Source organism: Pseudoalteromonas sp. DSM 26666, assembly GCF_900116475.1.
In the GTDB taxonomy this organism is placed as follows: Bacteria; Pseudomonadota; Gammaproteobacteria; order Enterobacterales; family Alteromonadaceae; genus Pseudoalteromonas; species Pseudoalteromonas tetraodonis.
In genome coordinates, this window is the sequence record NZ_FPAR01000002.1 from 303,654 (window position 1) to 316,510 (window position 12,857).

Here is a 12,857-nt window from a genome sequence, read left to right on the forward strand (position 1 = left end):
CATAAGGCTCGCTTTTACATTTTTAAGATTACGATTTATTAAGCCGTACGCACTTTATGCTTTGAATGCACAACAGCTAATACAATAAACCCTATAACAGCCACTGCTGCACCAATCGGTTTACCTAAATCACTTGATAAGTTTAACCCTATTGCCGCAGTCATTATATATGACAAGGTCACTGCTGTAGCGATTACTGCTGGTATACTAGTGATCCAGTGGAATGTACCACGGTCAAATAAGTACTTGGTCGCAAGCCACAACACACTGGTAGAAAGCAGCATATTTGAGAATGCGAAGTAGCGCCAAATCACAGAGAAATCGAGCTTAGTCATAAAGTAGGCAATGGTTAAAATAGGGATTGCTAGCAATAAACGATTACGTAAACTTTGCGGAATACTAAATGCATCAACCACGGTTAAGCGCAGTGAACGAAACGCCGTATCGCCTGAGGTAATAGGGAAAACAGCAACAGCAATAATTGCCATAATACCGCCAAATACACCTAAGTAGCTGTTTGCAATATGGTTAACCACCAAACCTGGACCGCCTAAATCAAGCATAGCTTTTAAACCCGCATAGCCTTCAGGGAAGGCAGCAATACCAGCTAATGCCCATACACAACCTACAATGCCTTCACACATCATCGCACCATAATAAACTGGGCGTACGTATTTTTCGTTGGTTAAACAACGGGCAATAATAGGTGCTTGCGTTGAGTGAAAACCACTAATAGCACCACAGGTAATGGTTATAAATAGCAGCGGCCAAGTGGGCAGTCCATCAGGATTTGGTGCTAAGAAGTCATGAGCGTGATCGGCCTCAAAGTATGCTAAAAAGTCGCCCGCTACTGGTAAATGCGGTGCGTTTATTAGCAGTGATACCGCAATAGCTACTGTCATCACAATCATTAACAAACCAAAAATAGGGTAAAACTTAGTGATGATTTTATCAATGGGTAATAACGTGGCTAAAAAGTAGTAGGCTAAAATGGCCAAAACCCAAAAGGTATTATTTGCAAATATTGTATCCTTAAATATATCAAGGTTACTTAATAATCCTGCCGGGCTCATAATAAATACAACACCAACAAAAAATAGTAGCATCGCAGTAAAAATAAGCATAAAACCTTTAAATACAACGTTGTAGTAGTGCCCTGCTATTTCCGGTAAGCTTTTACCGTCTTCTTTTATACTCATTACTCCTGAGAAGAAGTCGTGTACAGCGCCACCCAAAACATTACCAAGCACAATCCATACAAGCGCAACCGGACCATATAATGCACCCAATATTGGGCCAAATATGGGGCCTACGCCTGCTATATTTAAAAATTGAATCAAAAATGCACGAACAGGGTGAATTGCAACGTAATCAACACCTTCGCTAAAGCGTTTTTGTGGTGTGTCGACCGTTGAATCCATGCCCGCTTGCTTTTCAACAAACGGGCTATAAAACTTATAGCCTAATATTAAAATAGTTAGGCAAATAAAAAAGATGATCATAAAGCACGCTTCTCTTTTTGTATGTGTGTATAGGGCCAAATATTGCAGCCCAAATTTTAAAATAACAATTGAACGTAGCATATGAAAAAGCACGCAACAATGAGACGTTTGGCTAATGCTCTGGCAAAATCAAATTTATTTAAAAAAATAAAACTAAGTAACAGCATAAGTTACTTATAAAAAAGCGTTAAAAAACGTTAAAAGTGCTTATATTGCGACTAAAATCTATACGCCAATTTACAACAATAGCTACACCTGAATAATTAATTAGCCTACGATAAACATTATTACTACTTTTAATGTACTGCCGTTGGCCTACGTGGCTTTATAAAAAACAAGGATGCCCTCAATGACACAGTTTACTACGCCCGATTTATACGATGAACATCGCGACCATGTGCAAGTCGCTGACAGTGGCTTGCAACACTTTGGTAATAAAACTCTCTTTTATGGTCAAGTAGTGACTGTCACCTGCCCAGACGATAACTCGTTTGCTGGCAACATATTACATGAAAATGGTGAAGGCAAAGTGTTGGTTGTGGATGGCTTTGCTAGTAAGCGTTTTGCCTTCATTGGCGATATGATTGCAGAGCGAGCCCTAAAAAATGGCTGGCAAGGCATTATTATTAATGGTTGCTGCCGCGATATTGAAATTCTTGCCACGCTTGATTTACCCGTGATGGCGCTAGGCGCTACGCCGCGCTGCACCACTAAGCGCGGTTTAGGTGCCAAAGATCACCCGGTTAATATGTTAAACACCACAATTAATACCGGTGATTGGGTGTATGCTGATGTCAATGGATTAATTATTAGTAATAAAGCCTTGTTTTGAAAAATCAAAGTGACTGTTCGCGATAAAAAAAAGCAGCTCGAAAGCTGCTTTTTATAAAATCAAACAATAAGGTTTTACATTAAAGTGCTAACCATACATCGGTTGAACCAGGCTCGTTCCCTTGAGTCCACCACTTAGCTTGGTACTTGTTGCCCTGATAAGAGACTTCATCACCGCTGTTATAAATAGCCGATGACTGCCAAATTGCAGCACCCGTATCATCTGTAGGCTGTGTTGTTGCCTCCCACGCACCGCCTAAATCAGGACGCTCACCTTGAGTCCACCATTTTGCTTTATATTCAACGCCGTTATAAGTGACGACATCGCCACCAACGTATGCAACACTCGCATCCCAATCTCCTGTTGGTGGAGTGGTAGTATCACCATTTGTCACTGTTACGCTAAAGCTTTGTGTTGTAGTTAATTCGCCATCACTGACTGCAACTGAAACAGTGAAGTTTGTATCTGTATCTACAGCGCCTGCCTCAATGCTCACATTTGCACCGCTGCCCACTAACGTTAAGCCTACTGGTACTGTCCACGTATATGTAAGCGCATCGTTTTGTGCATCGTTTGCAACTACAGCAACACTTGCTGATGCGCCTTCGTCAACACTAACATTAGCAATTGCATTAACACTCGGTGCTGTATTTTCGCCGCCTGATGTTGGCGCAATAACATTAACAACAACATCACGATTTACTGTTGCTTGACCATCTGATACTGCAACGGTTGCAACATACTGTGTATCTGCAGTTACTGTTGGCGCATTAATAACCAGTGATGATGTATTTTGTCCAGATACTACTAGCGCGCTATCAGCACTCCAGCTAAAGCTCAGTGGATCGTTATCTGCATCGGTTGCAGAAGCCGTTACTGTGATGCTCTCGCCTGAATTAACAGACACAGATGAAGACACTGAAACAACCGGTTTTTTATTACTTGGCGGCGCAACTACGCCCCCTAAGCCATCATGCATTGCATTTAGAATGTCACCATTGTCAGCATCAATTTCCCATGCAAATAAACCGCCTAAGTTATGCTGATTAACATACGCACCTTTGGCCAGCACAGACTTACGGCTATCATAGGTGATCAGTTTACCAGTTGAGCGATTCCATACATAAGCGGCTTGTGCTTGCTCATCATAACCCACTTCAAAACCATTAATACCGGTGCCTGCCGCACCAATCATATTGGCTTTAACGCCCTTGTAATCAATAACTCCATCTTCCCATACACCTTGTGCCGTGGAGCCTTTTAATGGGCCATTACCAGGGGCGGTCATTGGGTTACCATCAATCGCGGCATTTTGCGGGTAAACACCTTCCCAACCACGACCATACATAGCTGTGCCCACGACGATTTTTTTCGATGGTACATTTTGCGCAAGTAACAGCTGCACAGCATTATCTGTGGTATAAGCAGGGCCTTTACGAGGTTCGCCATTTTCATCAAGCCCGGTACCATTACATTGACCAACACTCATGTGTTCGCCACAGTAAAGTGCTGTTTGGTGTCCGGTTACGTTACTCCATGCGCCATAAAAGTCATAGGTCATGGCAAAAATGTAATCCATGTACTGGCTTGCGGCTTGATAATCTACATCTTCAATTTTATCGTAACCTGCACCTATGGCTGAGGTTAACTCGTAAGTACGACCCGTTTCTGCTTCAAGTTTATCAAGCATAGCGCGTAGTTCTTGCATTAATGCAACATAGGCTGGGCCATCGTTAATTGGATCGCCAATATCAGGATTGGGGCCGTCACCACCTGGGAATTCCCAGTCAATATCAACACCATCGTAAAACTTCCAGGTTCTTAAAAACTCTTCCATTGAGGCAACAAAGGTGTCGCGGTTTGCTTTATTAGTAAAACCACCAAATGGGTCTGATAACGTCCAACCACCTACAGATGGTAAAATTTTAATATCGGGGTAACGCTGTTTTAGTGCCATTAACTGCGAGTAAGTACCACGAATGGGATCTTTAGCATCAACCCCTGGCAATGCTTTTTGTACTGCGGCCCATGGGTCGTGAATAACCACTTCGTAATCTGCAGAGCCCGCACAGGCTGTTTCCAGTGCGCGCTTAGGACCGCCAGTTAACGACGCATTTTCACCACAAATTGGAATGAAGCCATACAAAATATGACTCAGGTTTTGTGCTGGCATATTCGTTACATCGTAATCACGGCCATAGATCCCCCACTCAACAAAGTAAGCGCCCGTCACTAAATCTTGCTTAACGCCAATATCACGGTTATTTGGGTCAACATCCATAGGTAATGGTGCTAAATGTCCGCCGTCAGTGTCAGCAATTACAATTGGCTTACCCGCACTTCTCGCACAAGTCGTGCCGCCTTCACATAGCTCAATATACATTATATGGCGGCCTGCTTTATCATAAGGGAATGAAATAGTGCCACTTTTAGAACCAGCAGCAAGCGTGCCCTCATTCACTAGCATGTCATCAAAGTACACTTTATAGCTATCGCCGCCATCACCGCTCCACGCACTCCATTCAATGTTGATATTAACTTGCTCAACACGGGTAACCAGCTGTTTGTAAGAGCCGTTTCCCTCAAGGTCTACCTCAACAAACGAATATTGCTGTGGCTCCCAATTAATACTTGGTGTAGAAGGCGCTGCCGATACAGAACCGGCAAATAGTGCAACACCCATAGCTGCGGTTAATTGTTTAATATTCATATTTCTCTCTTATCTATTTTTAATGTGATTATTTTGGTTTAATAAGTTTGAACTACAAAACTTAGGCTTTTAGTTACAGTGTTTTCCATACATTGGCTTGTCCTGGCGTATCGCCTTGAGTCCACCAATTAGCGCGATAGCGCTGTCCTTGATAGATTATTTCTGCGCCCGCTTGATAGGCTTTGTTAATACTCCATGCTGCTGGATTAGGACCCTCCTCAACAAGCTCCCACGCACTTGAACTATCGGGCTGCTGACCTTGATTCCACCATTTAGCTAAGTAAACACGCTCTTGAAAACTCACTTTATCTGTTGCTTGATAAACCTCAGTAGTGCTCCAAGGCGCTATAACAGGATCATTGATAACGCTGTCATTAACGGTGACAACAAACTCGGTTTGGGTCGTTAATTGGCCATCAGAAACAGATACCACAACGGTATAATCTGTAGGTGTTGAAACTTCAGATGAAATTAAGTTGATATTGGCATCGCTACCGGTAAAACTCAGTGGTGCCGGTACTGACCAAGTATAAATTAACGCATTTTGCTCATCATCAAACGCATGTAAATGCACAGCCGTGGTAGTGTTTTCATCAACTACTAGGTTTTCTGGCTTACTAACAATAGGCGCTGTATTATCAGGGGTGCCCAGCACGCTTAATGTATAGGTATAATTTGGATTGCTGCCATAGACTTGGTTTGTTAGTACATCAGCGCTGTTAAATACAACATCACCAATTTGATTTTGCACACCAATCTGCACTAAATGCGCATAATCAAGGTTGAGTTGTGACGCCAACACTTGTTGCCAATTTGCTTGATTATCGGCATTGATTTTAAGTTGTTGATTAATCACCTCTTGGCCAGATTCATCAAATAAGCGAGCCCATACAGTGTCACCAACAATGGCATTTTGCCCTTGACGTACAAAGTACCCAAGGCTTGCCCACGCATTCGGATTGGTTGGAGCAGCGTCGTTTACAATATTTATATCACTACAGTTATAAAAGCCTTCACCCACAACATCGTTTCGTTGCCAGCGGCTGTACAAAATGGCATCACCGTTGCGTCCTTGTGGAATAGCCACACTCATTTGATAATAACGCTCACCATCGGTGTCTTTAATCACGTCAACATTTTGATACTCCTGAACTAGCTCTAAGTCTTGCCAGGTCAATACATCAGTAGCGGCATTAAAAGTTGGCTTAGTTAAGTAAAACTGCCAAAAGCTGGGATTATGTGGCGTTGATGCAAGGTAACGAACTTGAATTTCACCATTAGCATTGGGCACTACGTCACTACGTTGCCAATGTGGTGATGGTAAATCCATACCGCGTTTGGCTGTATCGCCACCAGCACATAAAGTGCCGTTTGGTACACTGGCCTCAACTGCAGTTTGATTTAAATAGTCAGGAGTATTAACAGAAAATTCAATCGCTTGCACAAACTGCACCGTGCCGGATTCTAGATATGCTGATCGACAAGCAAGGTTAGGAATATTTGTGCCATCTTCTGGCCACCAGTATCCGCCATCATCTTGGCAAAATGCTTGGCGTGCTTTAGGACTATCCATATAACCATGTGCTTGTACTTGCGGTGCTAGCATACTCAGTAGCAAGCCACCTGCGATTGCAGATAGCGATAGTGTGTTAAGTTTAATTGATGCCATTATTTTATCCTTTCTAAGACTCAATACATGGGGCAAGCTCAGGCCTACCCCTCATTGTTTTTGAAAATTACAGGCTACAACTTAGGGTCCAATCAGCCGTTACACCCGGCTCAGACGTTGTCCACCACTTGGCTTTGTATATCGCGTTGTTATGAGACATTAAGTCACCTGCTGCGGCATGGCTTGGGTTGCCCGCCCAGTCAGTTTGAGGGAAGTTTGGATAAACAGGTATCGAGGCTATATCAACTCCTTCACACGTACCTGCAGGGTCACCGCCACCGTTATCTGGATTGCCCGTGCCATCACCCGGTGTTGCATCTGGTAGCATTGGGTATTCAGCTTTGAATGCGTAAGTTTTTCCACCTTTTTCAATGGTAAAGTTGCTAGGCCCAGTGATTGGCATGTAGTACATCACTTGTGCATTCACAGTTGCACCAGCGCTAAAGTCTTTTGGTTGACCGCCCCATTCATTGTTCAGTGTGATTGAGAAACGGTGGAACTCGTTCTCAAAACCGCCAATATTATTACCCGCTGCGTTCGAGCCATTTACTTCTACTGCCATGCCCAGTTTTTCTTGTGCATTCCAGTTGGATTTAAAAATAGCGGAGGTTGATACCGGTACATCAAATGAAATTTTTGCACCGCTTAAATCAAGGCTTGAGTTATTGGTAAACGCAAATGTTGGGCTGATTGGGTAGTTATCATCACCGACAGGGAAGTCTTTGGCTTCAAATGTGATATCTACAGCTTCAGCAGGCACTGTAAAATTAGGGTTACCCGCGTGAACATCATATGCAACACCGCTTTGATTAAACTTATCGTATGCAAGTGAAGTAAGCGTTGACCCCATGAAGTACTCGCCTTTTGCTGAGTCGTAATCAAAATCACCAGCAAGCTCCCAGAACATGATACCGCCAAGGCCGTTGTTAATAACATAATCAACTTTAGAGGCCATCGACTCTTCATCTTCTATCGACAGAAATACTTTTTTATCGGCATTCCAAAGCCAAGGTGCGACGGCAACACTGTCGTAATAACGTGTGTAAGAACCTGTTAAGCGATCGTCAGCATCGGTATCGGGGGTTAAGCCATACACTTCGAGGTAAGAGCCAACAATACCATTTTCGAGATTTTTAGCGTGCCATAAAGGACTTGAACCGGCGGGCATTTCTTGACCTGCGTCGTTCTTATCGTGCCAAAGGTTATCAATACCTAATGCACCATTACCACACTTGTTCTTTTCACCAACCCCTGTACCTGTGGCACAATCAGCTTGATTTGGTAAAGCCGATTGACCCCATAGACCATTAGTTCCGCCCGACACATCTTTAAAACCTCGAGTATAATAAGGAATACCGATATTGATTCGACCGGCAGCCATTGCCCCTCGGAAATAACGAACCGCCCAATCGGTGTTTAAGTAACCAATCCCTTCAAATTCTTTAGTGCCGTAGACGTTCCATTGTGTCAGTTCTGAGTCTAAACCGGTGTCAAATAAGGCAGCATTGTGCCCTACATGTGAGTTCCATGCGCCATGTAAGTCGTAAGACATAATGTTTACATAATCCAGATATTTAACCGCTTGAAAGGTTTCCATACCTCGTAATAAATAACCAGAAGATGGAGACGCAATAGTGAGTAAATAGTGCTTACCTGCTGCTTCACCTGCACGGTCTAGCTCTTCACGTACTTTTTTCATTAGCACTTGGTATGAGGCATTCAATCCTGCACGGCGCGCGTTGGATATAGGAAAATCATCGGGGTGACCTGAGTCGTTCATTGAAGATGGGTATTCATAATCAATATCAACGCCGTCAAATCCATATTTTTCAATAAACTCAACGGTGCTTTTTGCAAATGCATTAATACCTTCATAATTGACTGAGCCATCAGCATGGGTGGTCATGGTATAAAAGCCACCACTTTCAACGCGGCCGGTTTCATCAAAATACCCCCCCGTTTCAGCCCAGCCACCTACCGATACCAAGGTTTTAACGTGTGGGTGTTGTTTTTTGTATTTATTTAAAAGATTAAAGTGTCCTTTGTATGCAAACTCAGGATCCATTTCAGCGCCAATAACGCCTGGCCATTCCATGTTTGTAGCAGGATTATTTGCTGAATTAGGATCGCCAATAGATACTTTATTATTGGCATCAACATGCGCAAAGGCATAATTAATATGAGTAATTTTATCCCATGGAATATCATTAACTAGATAACTTGGTTGGTCATTAGCACCATTTCGCCAACTAGTAAAATAACCAATAACACGACGCGGGTGGTCAGCTCCCATAACTTCACGACCATCAGCATCATACACAGTACAATAAGGCGTATTAACATCGGGGGTTTGATATAACCCTTGTGGTTGACAATCAGTTACACCACTGCCGGGCGCTGCAGAGTCAACAACATTTAGGGTTTTTGTGGTTTGTGCTGTAGCCCCTTCGTTATCAGTCACTGTAAGTGTAAAGCTGGCCTGCCCAAGAGCTGTAGCCTGCCATGTATACTGACTAGTTGCTGATGTCGCTTGATGAGTATCATCACCATTTATAGCAAAATTAAGCGCAGTGATCTCACCATCGCTATCGCTATCGCTACCTGAAAGCTCAAACACAACTTGTGAACCCACAATTAGCTGTTCAGGTAAGGTACTCAATGAAATTGATGCAACGGGTACTTGATTAACAGGATTAGTAACGTCATCTGCAACTGTTAAGGTATTGATGATTTGTAATGACTGCGCACCTTGATCATCCGTTGCAATTGCACTTATTTGATGAGAACCCGCCACAGCTTGCCAATCAACGCTGTAAGGTGATGAAGTATCTGCAGCTAGAAAAATACCATCAACAAAAAACTCAACGGTGGTTACCTCTCCATCGTTATCAATTGCTTGCGCCGATATGACAACGCTGTCTTTATCGGTTAGTTGAAAACCGTCTGCAGGCATTAACTCGGTAATTACTGGAATTTCATTATCAATGACAGCGTTGTCACATACACCCAAAATTTTCCAATCTTTATAATCACCAGCATTCTCCACTGGATTGGCTTGCGTCCACCAGCTAGCTTCATACGCTGTGCTTTGCGCTTGCACTTGATCTCCAGCAACGTGAATCTGGCCTGTTTGCCACTGTTCTAACGCACTGCAATCAATAGACGCATGTACATTTAAGCTAAGAAAACTTAACGATAAAGCACTTAGAATAAAGGCATTTGTTATTATTTTACGTGAGCTCATTTGCTCCTCCATTAACGATGTTTATACTCATTATTTTTTACCTTTCAGGTACAAACTTAACATGGATATCGTAAATATCAAGAAAATAATGCACAAATAACAAACAAAATAAATACGAAATAGTTACATTATAAAATTAACTAATTATTTATTACTATAAAATTAAGAAGGGATATTCCATAAAAAAGCCCAGCATTGCTGGGCTTTGAATGTCTAAGGGGTAAACGTTTTATTCAGAAAATGAAACCGTAATAATATTCGAACATACGTTTTCAGATACGCATAACTGATAGTCGTATGCCGGTAATGTTGCGTTACGCACATAATCACGGTAACGGCCATTATCTGATACGGTATCTACTAGTTCGCCATTTCGGTATAGGCTAAGTGACTCAGCCCCTACTTCTGCCCAGTTTAACTCAACACGCATAGTATCAAGACGTGACTTGTTAGCGCGTTTTAAGCTCAATTCAATTTCAACATCACTAACAACCACTGTTTGAGTGAATGTATCTGAGTTATTTTCACTATCCGTTACGGTTAATTCAACCTCATAACTTCCTGACTGAGCGTAAACATGTGTAGGATTTGGGTTTGTTGATGTTGAACCATCACCAAAGTTCCAGCTCCACTGTGAAATGTCATCATTTACATCACGACTTGTATCTACAAATGTAGCAGTTAAACCTTGTGCTGAAACACTAAAGCCAGCTTGTGGTGGTTGTGGGCTTACCTCACCAATAGCGCTAAATGTAAGTGACCAACCATTGATATTACCCGTATCTGCACCAGCTGTATCTTCAACATGAAGTGTCCAATCTCCGGTTGCCACTTCAGAATTAAATACGCTTGATGTAAATGACTTAACAATATCGTCTGCACTGCCACCTTCATTGCTTTGTAAAGTTACTTCTGTACCTTGCGCTGAAATAAGCGTAAGTACTAAGTCACCAGACCAAGTATGCGTAATATCTACATCAGCAGTGGTGCCAAAAATAGTTAAATCATCAGCAACCGTAATAACCGAGCTTGCGCCCTCTGGAGAATTATCTGGAATAGCGATGTTTTCATCACTGCTGTAAGTAAAGTCATTTAAACCAGCAGGTTGAAGCATTAAGCTAACAGTTTGTTCTTTAACTTGCTCTTCAGTTGTTGCGGTAACAGTAAAGTCGTAATTTCCCCACTGAGTATCGCTGTTAGTTGCAACCGTTAGAACAACTTCATCGCCCGGACGAGCGGTAGTTGCGCTTAGTGATGCATCGGTAAGATCTGAAGCTAAAGCCAGTGAAACGTCACCTTCCCATTGTGCAATTGAGCCAATCGTAAAGGTATAAGAAACCGTATCACCTACAGTCGCTTGCTGAGAAACCGGCGATACAGATAATTTAAAGCCTGGAGTTGGATCAGCATCAATTAGCGCTTGGTTAACATTTAGGCGTGTACCTGCAACCGTTTTACCATTTAATGCCGCATTAGCATCACCACTAGACATAAGTAATTCTTTAAGCTCTAGTGTTGTTAAATCAGGATTAACTGAAAGTACAAGTGCAGCAGCACCAGCTACATGCGGTGTTGCCATAGATGTACCTGAATAAGTAGCATAGCTATTACCAGGAACGGTCGACAAAATACCTGAGCCAGGTGCGCCCATATCAACACTTGTTAGGCCCCATTGAGAAAAGCTAGACATATTATCTCTGCTATCAGTACTTGCTATCGATAATACGTTGTCGTTCTCATAGTTAGATGGGTAGTGTGGATTTTGATCGTTATCAACCGCATCATTACCCGCAGCAGCAACAAATAAAATATCAGCTTGCTCACTAGCCGTAATTGCATCAGCTAACGCTTGGCTAAAACCACCGCCGCCCCAGCTATTATTTAACACACGCAGATTAACACCCGCATTTTTAAGGCCAACCATGTAATCGATACACTTAATAGCACCAGAGGTAGAACCTGTACCATCTGCGGCTAAAAACTTACAACCAACAATAGAAACATCATGGTTTACACCAACAACACCGACGCCATTGTTACCACTGGCACCGATTGTACCCGATACGTGTGTACCATGGCCTTCGTCATCCATCGGGTCACCAACATCAGTAATTGCATTAATACCGTGAACGTCATCAATGTAACCGTTTCCGTCATTATCGATACCATCACCGGCAATTTCACCACTGTTTACCCACGCGTTCGCAGCTAAATCAGGGTGGCTATAATCAACACCCGTATCAATAACACCTACTACAACATCACGACTACCTGTAGAGATTGACCATGCTTCTGGTGCATCAATATCGGCATCAGCCGTGCCACCAGTTTGGCCTTCGTTGTTTAAGCCCCATAAATCATCAAAACGAGGGTCATTAGTTGCGCTTGCTATGCTCACTCGGTAATCAGGCTCAACATACTCAATAGCTTGATGCGATTTTAAGCGCTCAATTGCTTCTTTAGCACTCATTCCTGATATTTTAAATTTTGCGAGGCGGCCAGAAAATAACGAGGTGAAGTTATCATCAATTTCATCGTTATTTAGATCAGATATTTTGGCTTTTACTAACGAACGAGCTTGCTTACGCATTTCCGGCGAAGCATTCTTTTTATACTTAACAATAATCGAGTCACTGCTCGCAGTTACTTTTTGAGTTGTACTGTTAACATCAGGCAATTTAGCCGCAGCTAAACAAGGTAAAAGTGCAAGTGTAATAATAGATAATTTTGTTTTCATTGTTCTATCCGTAATTAAGTTAACTTAGCTTTACTAAGCGAAATATTTACGTTTATGAATTTAAGTAATCACGTGGCAAGCGTTAAGAAAACGGGTAATCAGTCACTAACTCAAGTAAAAAAAACAAAATCAGGAACAAAACCATTATTTTTAACTAGAAATA

The 12,857-nt window shown here is 42.4% G+C and carries 6 protein-coding genes; 1 reads left to right on the top strand and 5 read right to left on the bottom strand.

Annotation, left to right across the window (positions count from 1 at the left end; genetic code table 11):
• Positions 1-38: 38 nt before the first annotated feature.
• A complete protein-coding gene (locus BM380_RS05320) occupies positions 39-1,502 on the bottom strand; it encodes a carbon starvation CstA family protein (protein WP_013463008.1) in 1,464 nt (487 codons plus the stop codon).
• Positions 1,503-1,851: 349 nt separating this feature from the next.
• Between BM380_RS05320 and BM380_RS05325 the strand changes: the two genes are divergently transcribed.
• Entirely contained in the window at positions 1,852-2,334 is a 483-nt protein-coding gene (locus BM380_RS05325; protein WP_013463007.1) for a putative 4-hydroxy-4-methyl-2-oxoglutarate aldolase, read from the top strand.
• 79 nt (positions 2,335-2,413) lie between these two features.
• Here BM380_RS05325 and BM380_RS05330 read toward each other — a convergent pair whose 3' ends face one another.
• The 4 genes from BM380_RS05330 to BM380_RS05345 form a co-directional block, all read right to left on the bottom strand.
• Positions 2,414-5,044, bottom strand: a complete 2,631-nt coding sequence (locus BM380_RS05330) for a glycosyl hydrolase family 18 protein (protein WP_090493364.1) — start codon at positions 5,042-5,044, stop codon at positions 2,414-2,416.
• Positions 5,045-5,117: 73 nt separating this feature from the next.
• Positions 5,118-6,713: a lytic polysaccharide monooxygenase gene (locus tag BM380_RS05335; RefSeq protein WP_090493366.1), complete on the bottom strand. Its 1,596-nt coding sequence runs from the start codon at positions 6,711-6,713 to the stop codon at positions 5,118-5,120.
• A gap of 67 nt (positions 6,714-6,780) precedes the next feature.
• A complete protein-coding gene (locus tag BM380_RS05340) occupies positions 6,781-9,957 on the bottom strand; it encodes a glycosyl hydrolase family 18 protein (protein WP_175527448.1) in 3,177 nt (1,058 codons plus the stop codon).
• 229 nt (positions 9,958-10,186) lie between these two features.
• Positions 10,187-12,694, bottom strand: coding sequence for a S8 family serine peptidase (locus BM380_RS05345; RefSeq protein WP_090493370.1), 2,508 nt, complete (start codon positions 12,692-12,694; stop codon positions 10,187-10,189).
• Between the last annotated feature and the right edge of the window lie 163 nt (positions 12,695-12,857).